The sequence below is a fragment of the Agrobacterium sp. 5Ca50 genome (assembly GCF_055381905.1).
The window spans coordinates 3,149,146-3,163,914 of the sequence record NZ_AP026438.1; the positions used below are offsets into that span (position 1 = coordinate 3,149,146).

The window sequence follows — 14,769 nt, forward strand, 5'->3', positions numbered from 1 at the left end:
CCATCATGAAAATTGCTTTCTACGCTCCGCTCAAATCGCCCTATCATCCCGTTCCCTCCGGCGACCGGTTGATGGCGCGCTTGCTGATGCAAGCCATGTCGATGGCTGGCCATGATGTATCTGTGGTCTCGGAGCTGCGCAGCTTTCTGCGAAGTGCCGACGACCCCGATTACGAGACTTTGCTGCAAAGTGCGAAGGAGGAAATTGGCCAGATCAGGCAGCAATGGCAGACCAGTGGCAAACCGGACGTCTGGTTCTGCTACCATCCCTACTACAAGGCGCCGGACCTGCTTGGTCCTTTGCTGTGTGATGAATTTGGCATTGCCTACATCACATCGGAAGCCTCCTATTCAAACCGGCGCAATATCGGCCACTGGGCTGAAAACCAGCGCCGTCTGCTGGATGGTATAAAGCGTGCGACCGTCAATCTTTGCTTTACGAAACGCGATCATGACGGCCTGCTGACGGCCGCACCTGACGCCCGGTTGGCGATACTGCCGCCATTTATCGATCCCGCCATTTTCCTAGCACAAAAACCGGCACCTCACCCTTTCCGGCTGGTAACGGTGGCGATGATGCGCGCTGGCGACAAGCTGGAAAGCTATGCTGCGCTGGCAAGCGCACTGGCACAACTACCGCCCAACCTGCCCTGGACACTGGATATCATTGGAGATGGTCCGGAGCGTAAAAACGTCGAGGTTATGTTTGATGGGTTTGACCCGTCACGTCTCAATTGGCATGGCGAAAAAAAGCCAGAAGACATCGCAGTCATCTTGGCCAATGCCGCCATCTATGTTTGGCCGGGTCATGGCGAAGCCTATGGCCTGGCCTATCTGGAGGCGCAGGCGGCGGGGCTTCCTGTTGTAGCAGAACACACAGCCGGTGTCCCGGAGGTAGTCCAGCATGGCAAGACTGGCCTTTTGACGCCGGCAAATGATGTGAATGCCTATGCTGCGGCAATAGAACATCTGCTGCGTCATGACGACAACAGGCAAACGCTGGCAAGTAATGCACGTTTATTCGCAACGATGGAACGTTCGCTTGATCGTGCAAGCCAAAACCTCAACACCATTCTCACGAACGATATTGGAACCACCGATGACAGCCATCTCCCTTCGTAAAACACTGGATGAATTCGCAAGTCAGGGCAAATCGGTTGATCTGTGGTTACGGGATGACGACGCGGTTGAACCAACAGCTGCGCTGGAAAAACTGGTTCGTCTGACGCAGCAGCATGCCATTCCCCTGACGCTGGCGGTGATTCCCCAACATACCGGCGCGAAACTGGCAACCTATCTGCGGGATTACCGACATATTGATGTGGCGGTTCATGGCTGGTCGCACCGCAATTACGCGGCAGAAACTGAGAAAAAACGCGAACTCGGTCTGCACAGGCCGAAACAAATCGTTCTCTCCGAACTGACCCACGGCTTTGAAAAGCTGCACGACCTCTATCCAGACCAGTTCATCTCCATGCTGGTACCGCCGTGGAACCGGATCGATGACGGTATCGTCGATGGATTGCCGGATATCGGCTATCAGACACTGTCGGTGTTTGGGCGAAAAAAACCGGCAAGTCTGCCGCTTCTGAACACCCATATCGATCTGATGGATTGGCACGGCACCGGCGGCGGACGACCACACGACGCGCTGTTTGAGGAAATCGCCACGCGGCTGCGATCAGAACCGCAAAGTGGCAGTATCACCGGTATTCTGACCCATCACCTTGTGCATGATAACGTTGCCTGGGCGTTTCTGGAAAAGCTGTTTGAGCTTACCGCCAATCATCCGGCCATCAGCTGGCGCGCTTCACGACAGCTGATGGCGACACTGTCACCATGATTTCCAGGCGATAAGCAGACCGGACGAGTTTTCATCCAATGCAGCGCGCACTGCCAGCACGTCATCAAGTGGTGCCTTGTCCGGCAACGAACCGGCGACGAAATCCGCCCCGGCAAGGCAGATCGATGCCGCGCGGGCAACAACGGTAAACAGCAACGGACCCGTTGCCCACCAGGCTGGTGCCCGTGGCATATCGTGTAACGCCGCCGGAATGGCCGTCAGCATACGGGTGAACACCGGATGCTGTGGCGGTGCGGCGATAAATGAGTTGGCCAGAAGCACACTTCCTCGTCCCGTATCGCGTGGCACCTCTTCGGCAAAAGCGATCAGGCCCTGCAGCGGCAACAGGTCATGAAAGCTGATATCATCGCGCGCCGGGTACCAGTCACAATCAAGATAGATCCCGCCAAAGCGCTCAAGGATGACATAACGAGCCACGTCAACCGCACCGGGATAATCTCCGCGTTTCAACATGTCGGCAAAGACCGGATTATCCGTAATGCCCTCACGGCCAATGTCGGCTTCGCGCCACAACCTGAATTCGTAGCCATGATCTTCAGCATGTTTACGCCACGCCTCGATGCTAACCGGAAGCTCTTTTGGTCCAATCCAGATCTGGTGAATGATCTTCGGGACCGGCTTTCGGTTTGCCTCTACAAGCGCGCGATGTCCACTAACATCAAAGATACCATAGGGAGCCAGTACCTCAGGTGGTGGAACGAGAGTGTATTGGTAGCCAATGCGTTTAAGTGTGTCTTTTTCCACTTTGGCCTGCCGAAGCAAGGCCGCATGCAGCCTGCGCGGCAGACCAAACACGGTTTTGGGACCCATCAGGCCGTTATCTGGTTCTTTTTGCAAGTCTCGCAGCAGAGACCTCGCCTCATCAAGGCGATTTTCCTTCTGAAATTTTCTGACATCGGCGAGCAGAGCGTCATAATAGGTCTTGTCCGCCATGTTTCCTTCGGTCCCGTTCAAATGCCGATGTAACGTCATTCCGCTTTTGCCCATACGCAAGCATAGACAGACCAATGGCCCTGCGATAACGTGACTGTAACATCCTGATTACCCATTCGTATTACAGGTAAACAAAAGGATCGAGACAGGGAACCCATTGGCATGAAAACAGGCGTCGATTTGCTGCGCGTTGAAAATGTGCGCGTCTCGTTTTCTTTGATGGGTGGAACCATAGATGCCGTTCGCGATGTCAGCCTGCGTATTCTGCCAGGCAAGGTCACCGCACTGGTCGGAGAATCCGGTTCCGGAAAGTCCGTTCTCGGCCAGACCATCATGGGTTTGCACCCAAGAACAGCACACACCAGCGGCCGTATCCTGTTTAATGACACTGAGAAATCCGCAGGCCCGGTCGATCTGTTATCGCTTCCCCAAGATGGGCGAGAAATGCGCTCCATCCGCGGCAACCGTATCGGCCTGGTCTTTCAGGAGCCGATGACATCCTTCTCGCCCCTGCACACAATCAGCAATCAGATCGATGAGGCCTTGAGAATTCACACGACGCTCTCGCCAAAAGAGCGTTACGAAACATTGCTCGATACACTTGATCTGGTGGGTTTCTCTAACCCGGCCAAAGTCTGCAACATGTACCCGTTCGAGCTATCGGGTGGAATGCGGCAAAGAGCGATGATTGCGATGGCACTGATCTGCCGCCCGGCCCTGTTGATTGCCGATGAGCCCACGACGGCTCTCGACGTGACGATCCAGGCACAAATCCTCAAATTGCTACGGGACCTTCAGGAACGTCTCAACATGAGCATGTTGCTCATCACCCATGATCTCGGCGTCGTTGCCAATATCGCCGACGAAGTGGCCGTGATTTATCAGGGTGAGATCATGGAGGCCGGCCCGGTCAACGAGATTTTCCGCTCACCGTCCCATCCTTACCTCAAGGGACTGATGGCGGCCGTTCCGCATTTCGATATGAAGCCGGGAGAACGGCTGAAGGCGTTGCGTGAAGTCACTATCGACAAACACAGCCTGATCGGGCGCAGCACCACAAAGCAACACAAGAAGGACGGCGTCCTGCTTTCGGTGGATAACATCGAAAAGTCTTTCACCATTCGCAAAGCCGGCTGGTTTGAAAAAGCCGCTGCGACCAAAACCCTCGCCGTCGAAAATGTCAGTTTTGATATTCGTCTCGGAGAATGCCTCGGTCTGGTGGGGGAAAGCGGAAGTGGCAAAACCACCGTCAGCAAGATTTTGATGCGTGCCGTAAAGCCCGATGCCGGCAGCGTCACCTTCCATGATGATACCGGCGATATCGATGTGCTGAATGCCTCCGGCGATGACCTCAAGACATTGCGTACCAAAATCCAGATGGTGTTTCAGGATCCGGTGTCCTCGCTGTCACCACGCATGACTGTCGGCAATATCTTGAGTGAACCGCTGGAAATCCACAATCGCGGCAATGCCAGCACTCGGAAAGAAGCTGTGCGTGCGCTGCTGAAAGCCATCGGACTTGGTGACAGTGCCCTTAATCGTTACCCGCACAGTTTTTCCGGTGGCCAAAGACAGAGAATTGGCATCGCCCGTGCTCTGGCACTGGGGCCTGAACTGCTGATCTGCGACGAGCCTGTGTCAGCGCTTGACGTTTCCGTACAAGCGCAGATCCTCAATCTATTGAAGGATTTGCAGCGGGATCTGGGGCTGACATATCTTTTCATTTCCCACAATCTGGCCGTGGTCGACTACATGGCTGACCGCGTTGCCGTAATGTGCGACGGCCGCATTGTCGAGATCGCGCCGCGTGAAATCCTGATGCAGAACCCGGTTCACCCTTACACCAAGGCACTTTTGACAGCAGTCCCCTTCCCTGATCTGGATCGTCCGCTGGACTATGCCAAACTTGGAAAATCGGGCTTTACCAACCGTGCCAGCTGGGGCCGCCAGTTCCAGTCGGAAGGCAGCCACGGTCTCGCGCCCGCTGACCTGGGCAATGGACATGTCGTGCTTGCCAACCGCAATGTCGACGTAACGGAGTTGCGCTCATGATAACCCGGCGCACCACCTTGATGCTGCTTGCTTCGGCTCTTGTCCCGGCGACCGTCCGTGCAGCGCTGGTGGAACCGGAAAGCCTCAAGCAGAAAGTACAGGCCGGAGAACTGCCTGACATTGCCAATCGTCTGCCAAAAAATCCCCGCGTCCTCGACTTAAAATCACTTGGCCGCGTGCCCGGAAAACACGGCGGTTCAGTGCGCATGTTGATTGGTGGGCAGCGCGATACACGCCTTATGCCGATCAATGCCTATGCCCGTCTGGTTGGTTACGACGAAAAGTTCAGTTTCCAGCCTGATATTCTCGAAAGCTACGATATATCCGAAGGACGCATTTTCACCCTGCATCTGCGCGAAGGCCATAAATGGTCCGATGGCAGTGACTTCACGACAGAGGATTTCCGCTATTTCTGGGAAGATGTGGCGCTGAACAAGGAAATCCATAAGGGCGGCCCGCCCATCGACCTAAAGGTGCATGACCAGCCACCAACCGTCGAAATTATCGACAAACTGACGGTGCGCTATACCTGGCAGGGGGTAAATCCGGACTTTCTTGCCAAGCTGGCGGCACCATCACCGGCACGCCTCTATCTGCCTTCCGCCTACATGAAGCAGTTCCACAGCAAGTACCAGACACCTGAAAAACTTGCGGCCCTTATCAAGAAAAACAAGGTTGATGACTGGAGCGGCCTCCACATCAAGATGTCGCGCCAGAACAGACCGGAAAACCCTGATCTACCGACGCTGGACGCTTGGCGTCCGCTGACTGCGCCGCCAGCCGAACAGTTCGTTTTTGAGCGCAATCCCTATTATCATCGCATCGATGAAAACGGCCTGCAGCTGCCTTATCTCGACCGTTTTGTCCTCAACGTTTCCTCGTCCGAAATCATCGCAGCCAAAACCGCATCCGGTGACAGTGACCTGCAGCTGCTCGGCCTGGACTTCTCCGACTACACATTCCTGAAGGATGCGGAAAACCGTTACCCTCTCAAGGTCAATCTGTGGAAGCGTACTCAAGGATCGCGAATTGCACTGTTGCCAAACCTGACCTGCGGTGACAGCCAATGGCGCACACTGTTTCAGGATGTTCGGGTGCGGCGCGCCTTGTCGATCGCCATCAATCGCCACGAAATCAATATGGCCTGTTTTTATGGTCTGGGCACAGAAAGCTCTGACACAGTGCTGCCGGAAAGCCCGCTTTATAAGCCGGAATTTGCGCAAGCCTGGGCGCAGTTTGATCCAGAGGCAGCAAATGCACTACTCGATGAAGCGGGTCTCCAGGCCAGAAATTCATCCGGCATACGTTTGCTGCCCGATGGTCGTCCTGCCCATATCGTTGTCGAATCCTCAGGTGAAAGCACGCTCGAAACCGACGTGATGGAACTGGTGACCGATCACTGGAAAGACGTCGGCATCTCACTTTCTGTCCGCGTTACACAGCGCGACGTGTTCCGCAGCCGCGCAATGGGTGGCGAAGTGACGATGGCCGTGTGGATGGGCATGGACAATGGCATTCCGACAGCGGAAATGCTGCCATCAGGTCTTGCTCCCACCGACACAGATCAATTGCAATGGCCACTCTGGGGCGTGCACTACCTGTCTGGCGGCCGCGAGGGCAAAGCGCCGGATCTACCCGAGGTCAACCAGTTGCTGCAACTTCTCAAGCAGTGGAGAACCAGCACTACGCTCGAAGACCGCACCGCAATCTGGCAGCAGATGTTGTCACTTTATTCGCAGCAGGTCTTTTCGATCGGCACCGTGAATGGCGCGCTGCAACCGCTGGTGCATTCATCGCGGTTAAACAACATTCCGTCGAAGGGATTGTTCGGTTACGACCCGACATCCTACCTTGGTGTCTATATGCCCGATACATTCTGGTACGGGGAAGGGGCATAATATGCTGCGCTATATTCTCGGCCGCATCCTATTCATGATCCCGACGCTGATCCTGATTTCCATGCTGGTTTTCACGATCATCGAGCTTCCACCCGGCGATTATTTTGAAAGTTATGTCGCAGAGGTCCGCGCCATGGGCGAGACCGCCGACATGGCGGAAATCGAAGACCTTCGCATCCGCTACGGTTTTGACCAGCCCGCCCCGATCCGCTATCTGCGCTGGGTATCGGGCATGTTGGTTGGTGATTTCGGTTATTCGTTCGAATACCAGTTGCCGGTCAGTGACGTGGTTGGTGACCGTCTTTGGTTGACGGTTCTCGTCTCATTCGTGACCATTATCGTCACTTGGATTCTCGCATTCCCTATCGGCATCTACTCGGCAACCCACAAATACAGCTGGGGTGACTACGGCCTGACATTCCTCGGTCTGCTTGGCATTGCCATTCCCAACTTCATGCTCGCGTTGATTCTGATGTATTTCGCCAATATCTGGTTCGGCACATCGATCGGCCATCTAATGGACCGCGAATATCTCGGTCAGGCGATGAGCTGGGCCAAGTTCAAATCCATTCTTGAACATCTGTGGATCCCGGTTCTAATCATTGGCACCGCCGGAACGGCTGGCATGATCCGCAGGCTGCGCGCCAACCTGTTGGATGAGTTGCAGAAACAATATGTCGTCACCGCCCGCGCCAAGGGCCTGCACCCGTTTCGCGTTCTCACCAAATATCCGCTGCGCATGGCCCTCAACTTCTTCATTTCCGACATCGGCTCCATCCTGCCATCGATCATATCAGGCGCGGAAATCACCGCCGTCGTGCTGTCTCTGGAAACCACCGGACCGATGCTCATCAAAGCGCTGCAAAGTCAGGACATGTATCTGGCCGGGTCATTCCTGATGTTCCTGGCATTCCTGACGGTCATCGGTGTTCTGGTGTCGGATATTGCACTCGCCATCCTTGATCCGCGTATTCGCCTGGGCGGAGGGAGCCATAAATGAGCGCGCCTATTCCCGGTCCCGGTGAACCGTTGCAGCATTATGTATCAACCGCGCCATTCGATCCCTATCTCGTCGAACCGAACACCAGCGGCATGGCTGGGATTGCACGGGCCTCACAGCTAAAGCTGATGTGGTGGCAGTTCAAACAGCACAAGCTGGCGCTGTTTTCCGGCATCTTTCTGATACTGGCCTATTTCGCCATCATCATTGCGGAGTTTCTGGCACCCTATAATTTGCACACCAGAAATGTTGAGCAGATTTACGCGCCACCACAAAGCGTGCATCTGTTCCATGACGGCAAATTTATTGGTCCCTTCGTCTACGGACGGACCATGTCGCTGGAAATGGAAGATCTAAAACGCGTCTATACTGACAACCCCAACGACATTCAGCAGCTACGGTTCTTCTGCCGTGGCGACAGCTATCGGTTCTGGGGGCTTTTCGAGTCCAATACGCATCTGGTCTGCCCTGCCAAAGACGGCGAGTTCTTTTTCTTGGGAACAGATCGGCTGGGGCGTGACGTGCTGTCGCGCATTATCTACGGCGCACGCATCTCGCTCACAATCGGCCTGTTTGGCGTGACCATGAGCTTCATTCTCGGAATTGTGATTGGCGGTCTTGCCGGTTATCGCGGTGGCGTATTCGACCTGATCGTTCAGCGGATCATCGAGGTTCTGCAGTCCATTCCAAGCATTCCGCTGTGGTTGGCGCTTGCCGCAATCATGCCGGTCACCTGGAGCCCAATCCTTGTATATCTCGGCATCACCGTCATTCTCGGCATGTTGGACTGGACGGGACTTGCACGAGCGGTGCGCTCCAAACTGCTGGCATTGCGCGAAGAAGACTATGTTCTTGCTGCGCAATTGATGGGCGCAAGCACCCGCCGCATTATTGGCCTGCACCTTATTCCCGGCTTCATGTCGCATCTTATCGCTTCTGCAACACTGACTATCCCCGGCATGATCCTTGGCGAAACTGCCCTCAGCTTCCTCGGCCTTGGTTTGCGCCCTCCGATCACAAGTTGGGGAATTCTGCTCACTGAGGCGCGCAGTGTCAGCGTTATTGCGTTATATCCTTGGCTATTGCTACCAACGCTACCGGTTGTCCTTGTGATACTGGCTTTCAATTTTCTGGGTGACGGTCTACGAGATGCTGCAGATCCTTTCAAATAAGCAAAAACCGGTAGTCCGGCAACTCGCCATCATCTGTCCAAACACCATGAGGCATTCTCAGTGACATCCCGTCTGAACGATGCACGCATCCTGATGTACAGTCATGATACGTTCGGCCTTGGCCATTTGCGCCGCTGCCGCACGATTGCCCATGCGCTGGTAGAAGACTACCGTGGCCTGAACGTGCTGATCATTTCCGGCGCCACGATAGCCGGGGCTTTCGATTATCGCGCCCGCGTCGATTTCGTCAAAATTCCCAGTATCATCAAGCTGCGCAATGGCGAATACACGTCGCTGGATCGTCATATCGACCTTCAGGACACGCTGAAAATGCGCCGGTCGATCATTCGCCACACCGCAGAAAGCTTCCAGCCGGATGTCTTCATCGTTGACAAGGAGCCGATGGGCCTGCGCGGCGAAGTTGAGGAAACACTTGAATATCTGAAATCGCAAGGCACGAAGCTGGTCATTGGCCTACGCGACGTCATGGATGCGCCACAGCTTCTTGATGCCGAATGGAAACGCAATGATGTGATGAACAAGATTGCGAAATTCTACGACAATGTCTGGGTCTACGGGCCGCCCGATTTCCACGATCCGCTCAATGGCCTCGACGTGCCGCAAGCTGTACGCGATCGCATGGAGTTCGTTGGCTTCCTGCAACGATCACAAACGCAAAGTGAAATCGACAACCCTCGCCCCAAGGATGACTACATCCTCGTTACCACCGGCGGCGGCGGTGATGGCAGCGAACTGATTGATGATGTTCTGAACGCCTATGACTATGACAAGACACTCACTCACAAGGCTCTTGTTGTTCTCGGTCCCTACATGCCGACCGAGCAACGCGACAGGCTGTTGAGCAAGGCTGCCCACATTCCGCATCTGGAAATCATCCAGTTCGACAACCGTATGGAAGATCTGGTTGCTGGCGCGAAGGCCGTCGTCTCGATGGGTGGCTATAACACCGTTTGCGAAATCTTTTCGTTCGACAAACCGGCTCTTATCGTGCCGCGCGTCGTGCCCCGCGAAGAACAGCTGATCCGCGCCAGCCGCGCCAAGGAGCTGGGCCTGTTGGACATGCTGTTGCCGGAAGAAGCAGAAAATCCTCAGCTTATGGCAGAGGCGCTGAAGGCCCTGCCACACAGACAGCCGCCCTCTGCAAACTCCCAGAACCTGCAGCTCGATGGTTTGCAGAACATTTCGCGCAGAATAGCAGAATGGCTGCATGCCAGCGAAGACATCAACGCCGCCAAGGCGACAGGCTAAGCGCTTTTGAATACCACAAAACAGCCGATAGCCTTCCGAGAAAAAGAGATTGTAAGAGCTTGAGCGACAAGAAAAAAATCGTCGTCCTTTTGAAGGGATATCCGCGGCTTTCTGAGACGTTCATTGCACAGGAATTGCTTGGGCTGGAGAAAGCCGGGCTGGAGCTGGAACTGGTCGCCATGCGGCGTCCTACCGACAAGAAACGCCATCCTGTCCATGATGAAATCAAGGCTCCGGTTTCTTACCTGCCGGAGTATCTGCATGAAGAACCGATAAGGGTTTTGCGGGCGCTTTGGGCCTGCCGCAAACGTCGTGGTTTTGGCAAAGCCTTCAAACGCTTTCTGTGCGATTTTCGCCATGACGTGAACCGCAACCGCATTCGCCGCTTTGGTCAGGCAACCGTTCTTGCTGCCGAGTGGCCAGACAATGGCGGATGGCTGCATGTGCATTTCATTCATACGCCCGCCTCCGTCGCCGCCTATACGCACCTTCTGACGGATATTCCCTGGACGATCTCTGCCCATGCCAAGGATATCTGGACGTCCAACGACCGCGATCTCTCGGGCAAGCTCAACAGCGCGCGCTGGGCGGTTACCTGCACCGCCAGCGGTTATGAGCATTTGCGTAATCTGGCCCGGCAGAAGGACACAGTGCACTTAAGCTATCACGGGCTGGATCTGACACGTTTTCCGCATTTTGATGCCGACCGTCCAGCCAATGACGGCTCCGATGCTGCCCAGCCGATCACCATTTTGAGCGTAGGTCGCGCCGTCGAGAAAAAGGGCATCGATATTCTGCTGAAAGCCCTGGCCTCATTGCCCTCTTCTCTGCACTGGCAACTCGTTCACATCGGCGGTGGTGAGAAGCTGGAAAGCCTCAAGGCTTTGTCAAACTCGCTTGGACTTGCTGACCGGGTGACCTGGAAAGGCGCGATGGATCAGAAGGAGGTTCTGGACCATTACCGCAAAGCCGACCTCTTCGCACTTGCCTGCCGTATCACGCAGGATGGTGACCGCGACGGTCTGCCGAACGTGTTGGTTGAGGCTGCTAGCCAGAAGCTCGCCTGTCTTTCTACCAACATTTCAGGCATCCCGGAGTTTTTCATTTCAGGCGAAAACGGCCTTTTGACCAATCAGGAAGATGTCGCCGCTTTCACCACAGCACTACATACCTTGATCACGGATCCCGCCCTGCGCGCACGACTTGGTGCTGCCGCCGAGCAGAAAGTGCGCACCGCATTCGATAACAATACCAGCATTGCCCATCTCAAATCCCTGTTCGAACAAGAGTGGGAAAAAGGCGTATGACCAAAGAAACCGCCACGCCGGGACCACGCGTTTTATTTTACGTCCAGCATTTGCTCGGCATCGGTCACATTGCGCGGGCAAGTCGCGTCGCCAACGCCATGCAGAGAGACGGTTTTGATGTGACGCTGGTCACCGGCGGTCTGCCAGTACCCGGTTTTCCGGCTGACGGTTTGAAGCATGTGGCATTGCCGCCGATTGCCGTTGGCGATAGCGGTTTTTCCGGTCTGGTCGATATCAACGGTAAGGCGGTCGATGACAGCTTCAAGCAGCTGCGCACCACCCTGCTTTTAAACACCTTCGAAGAGGTGAAACCGGATATCGTTATTATCGAGGCCTTTCCGTTCGGTCGACGGCAGGTACGGTTTGAGCTTTTGCCACTGCTGCAAGCCATCGAACAATCACGGCCACGCCCACTGCTGATGACGTCGCTGCGCGATATCTTACAGGAACGCAACAAACCGGGCCGTGACGAAGAAACAATCGAACTCGTCAAAAAACACTTCGACACCATTCTTGTTCATGGCGACCCGAATTTCGTTAAGCTTGAGGACACGTTCCCGCTCGCGCACGAGATTTCCGCACGCGTGGTTTACACTGGCCTCGTTGCCCCTGAACCGCCGCCAGAACCAACAGAGCAGTATGACGTGGTCGTTTCCGCAGGCGGTGGCGCCGTCGGTGCGGAACTCATCAAAAGTGCATTGGAAGCGTCAAACATCGTTGACGATGTAAACAGCTGGTGCCTGATAACAGGCCCTAACATGCCGCAGGCAGACTTCGACGCGATTTCCGCTCAGGCCAGTGACAAGGTTTCCGTTTTCCGTTTCCGCAAAGATTTTCCAAGCCTGCTGTCAGCGGCAAAACTATCGGTCTCTCAGGCGGGCTATAATACGGTCTGCGATATTTTGCGGGCAAAATGCCGCTCGCTTCTTATTCCCTTCGCTGTCGGCGGTGAAACCGAACAGGGCGCCCGTGCCGAGCGGCTGGCGAAGTTACAGCTAGCCCATGTCCTGCAGGAAGACCAAATCTCCGGCCCGGCCATGGCAGATGCCATCAGACAGGCACTGGCGCTTCCATCACCTGATAGTCAGAACCTTGATCTCAACGGTGCGCAAGGCACCGCTGCAATTCTGCACAAGCTCTATCAATCGCGCTGACGGTATAGCCTATTTCAGCTTTTCCCGCCGGAAACCAAGGCCGATCAAGCGGCCGGCCAAATGGGCAAGAAGCGGGAATTTGATGATCGCCTTTACAAAACCTGGCGGTCCCGATGGTTTGCCCGCGTTCGCTTTCGGTGCCTTTCGTCGGCTGCGCATCATCAATTGCAATTTTTGCGTAGCTTTGGTCGGGAAAGAGCGTCGTGCTTCAACAGCTGCAAGGTCATTATCTGAGACGGTACCTCTGGTACTCAGTGCAGGTGTCAGGATATTGGCGGCAGCAACCGCATCCTGAATGGCAAGGTTGACCCCGACACCGCCAATCGGCGACATGGCATGGGCGGCATCACCAATACAAAGCAGACCTTGTCGCCACCAGCGTTTCAGACGATCGATCCGCACGGTCAGTAGATGCACATCATCCCATGACGCAATTTCCCGCATCCTGTCCTTCGGCAGAGGACTGACAGACGCAACTGCATCCCAAAATGCTTCGATGCCCCTATGTTGCAGTTCGGCAAATGTACCCTTGCGCACCACAAAACCGCATTGCCAATAGTCACCGCGATCAATCAACACCAGACCTTGCTGGGGGCCAGCATGTCCCATCGTCTCGTTGGGATCACCCGGCTGTTTGGAAAGTCGCATCCACAAGACTTCGGTTGGCACACCAAACCGTTCAACCTGAAGGCCGGCCTTGTCTCGCACGACGGAGTTTCGACCATCGGCGCCAATGACAAGCGCACTCTTGATGACAACATCGCCTTCCGGTGTTGAGACCTCCAGCCCGCAAACGCGACCGTCTTTTATCGACAGGCCAGTCACAGGCGCATTCATCAACAAACGGAAGTTTTCGTATTGCCCTGCTTTGCCTGCCAGAAAGTTCAGGAAATCCCACTGCGGCATGAAAGCAATGAAGCGGTTCTTGACCGGCAACCATGAGAAATCGGCAATGGTGATGGTGTCATCCCCGATCTGTGCATGCAGCTTTTCAGCTCGCGTATGCGGTAGCTGCAGAAATTCCTTGATGAAACCAAGCTGCTCGATCACCTCAAGCGTTGATGGATGGATGGTATCGCCACGAAAATCGCGCAGGAAATCGCCGTGCTTTTCAACCACAGTGACGTCAATACCAGCGCGCGCAAGCAGCAAACCCAGCATCATTCCCGCAGGTCCACCACCGGCAATCGCAACAGTGGTTTCCAAATGCCGCACGGCTGGAGGATTATCGGAAAGGCTCTGCTGAACGTTCATTCCACTCCCCAGACGTCTTGCAAGTCACTGCGCCCTATCGGCCGTTTTCGCAGCAAAAACGGATTTGGGCTGTGGCCAGCCCTTCTCATCAAACCGGAACAACCAGTTGTAACGCGCAAAGATAAAGGCAAAGGCCATGGCCGTCCACACACCAAGCAACAGACCGGCAGCGACATCGCTCGGATAATGCGCCCCAACGATGACGCGTGAAATTCCGATGATGAGGGCAAGCAGGAGAAAGACCGGCCGCAGACGCGGGGTCAGCATGGCAAGCGCACCACACAGCGCACCGATAGCCGTGGAATGGCCAGATGGAAAACTCTCGTAAGACCATTGACCTGCAAAAGGTGTAAGGCTGAACGCACCAAGTTCACTAAAAAGCTCCGGTCGTGCCCGACCGATCAGAAACTTGAGCAGATGGACCAGAATTCCGGCAGAGGCAATCGTCAGGAAGAAATATAGAAACAGCCGGTAACCCGTCCGTAATTTCCCGACATAGGTACTGTTGCGATAAACCTTTCCGGCAATGAAGGCGATAATGATCACCAAACCCGATGAATAAAGCATCCACCGAAATGTACCGAGATCGGTAATGGCACTGTTGAAGCCGACAACCCTGCCCGGCAAGCCCTGCGCTCTCTCGGACAGAGCGGCATCAAACGGCATGAAAACCAGAACCAGGACAATAGACGCCAGAAACACCCAACCACTGGAAACAATAAATCTGTTCATGCAACTCCTGTTGGTCTGACCTTATCGCTCTTCAGCATATGGCTTTCGCCGTTCAGGAAAACAATGGCGATGGTTTCTTCTTGTTCCGTCCTGTTTTCGCAGGTAGAGCCATCACAACGTAAAAGATACCGGATT

General features: G+C 54.9%; 12 protein-coding genes. 9 read left to right on the forward strand and 3 right to left on the reverse strand.

All coding sequences use genetic code 11. The annotated features are described in order from the left end of the window. The first annotated feature begins 5 nt into the window (after positions 1-5). Positions 6-1,121, forward strand: coding sequence for a glycosyltransferase family 4 protein (locus ACZ5FM_RS15235; protein WP_464039142.1), 1,116 nt, complete (start codon positions 6-8; stop codon positions 1,119-1,121). Continuing rightward, positions 1,099-1,842 carry a polysaccharide deacetylase family protein gene (locus ACZ5FM_RS15240; protein WP_464039143.1) on the forward strand — a complete coding sequence of 248 codons (744 nt, stop codon included), beginning with the start codon at positions 1,099-1,101 and terminating at the stop codon, positions 1,840-1,842. Before ACZ5FM_RS15235 ends, ACZ5FM_RS15240 begins: the two co-directional genes overlap by 23 nt. Here the strand turns inward: ACZ5FM_RS15240 and ACZ5FM_RS15245 are convergent. Continuing rightward, positions 1,834-2,796: a glycosyltransferase family 32 protein gene (locus ACZ5FM_RS15245; RefSeq protein ID WP_464039144.1), complete on the reverse strand. Its 963-nt coding sequence runs from the start codon at positions 2,794-2,796 to the stop codon at positions 1,834-1,836. The genes ACZ5FM_RS15240 and ACZ5FM_RS15245 overlap by 9 nt on opposite strands. A 162-nt stretch (positions 2,797-2,958) precedes the next feature. Between ACZ5FM_RS15245 and ACZ5FM_RS15250 the strand changes: the two genes are divergently transcribed. Genes ACZ5FM_RS15250 through ACZ5FM_RS15280 form a run of 7 tightly spaced genes read left to right on the forward strand, consistent with a single transcriptional unit; the run spans position 2,959 to position 12,648 of the window. Further along, a complete protein-coding gene (locus tag ACZ5FM_RS15250; protein WP_464039145.1) occupies positions 2,959-4,848 on the forward strand; it encodes an ABC transporter ATP-binding protein in 1,890 nt (629 codons plus the stop codon). Then, positions 4,845-6,746 (forward strand): ABC transporter substrate-binding protein, encoded by a 1,902-nt coding sequence (locus ACZ5FM_RS15255; protein ID WP_464039146.1) that lies wholly within the window; start codon positions 4,845-4,847, stop codon positions 6,744-6,746. Before ACZ5FM_RS15250 ends, ACZ5FM_RS15255 begins: the two co-directional genes overlap by 4 nt. Position 6,747: 1 nt before the next feature. Further along, complete coding sequence (locus ACZ5FM_RS15260) at positions 6,748-7,746, forward strand: ABC transporter permease (RefSeq protein ID WP_192490368.1); 999 nt, start codon at positions 6,748-6,750, stop codon at positions 7,744-7,746. Beyond that, positions 7,743-8,918, forward strand: coding sequence for an ABC transporter permease (locus tag ACZ5FM_RS15265; RefSeq protein ID WP_192490369.1), 1,176 nt, complete (start codon positions 7,743-7,745; stop codon positions 8,916-8,918). The genes ACZ5FM_RS15260 and ACZ5FM_RS15265 overlap by 4 nt, the downstream gene beginning before the upstream one ends. A gap of 60 nt (positions 8,919-8,978) precedes the next feature. After that, complete coding sequence (locus ACZ5FM_RS15270) at positions 8,979-10,187, forward strand: glycosyltransferase family protein (RefSeq protein ID WP_259149583.1); 1,209 nt, start codon at positions 8,979-8,981, stop codon at positions 10,185-10,187. A gap of 59 nt (positions 10,188-10,246) precedes the next feature. Beyond that, positions 10,247-11,494, forward strand: coding sequence for a glycosyltransferase (locus ACZ5FM_RS15275; protein WP_464039147.1), 1,248 nt, complete (start codon positions 10,247-10,249; stop codon positions 11,492-11,494). Then, positions 11,491-12,648, forward strand: coding sequence for a glycosyltransferase family protein (locus ACZ5FM_RS15280; RefSeq protein WP_464039148.1), 1,158 nt, complete (start codon positions 11,491-11,493; stop codon positions 12,646-12,648). The genes ACZ5FM_RS15275 and ACZ5FM_RS15280 overlap by 4 nt, the downstream gene beginning before the upstream one ends. Before the next feature lie 9 nt (positions 12,649-12,657). On the opposite strand, the gene ACZ5FM_RS15285 is transcribed toward ACZ5FM_RS15280, so the two are convergent. Beyond that, positions 12,658-13,902 (reverse strand): FAD-dependent oxidoreductase, encoded by a 1,245-nt coding sequence (locus ACZ5FM_RS15285; RefSeq protein WP_464039149.1) that lies wholly within the window; start codon positions 13,900-13,902, stop codon positions 12,658-12,660. Between the two features lie 24 nt (positions 13,903-13,926). Continuing rightward, positions 13,927-14,634 (reverse strand): phosphatase PAP2 family protein, encoded by a 708-nt coding sequence (locus ACZ5FM_RS15290; RefSeq protein ID WP_250984311.1) that lies wholly within the window; start codon positions 14,632-14,634, stop codon positions 13,927-13,929. Between the last annotated feature and the right edge of the window lie 135 nt (positions 14,635-14,769).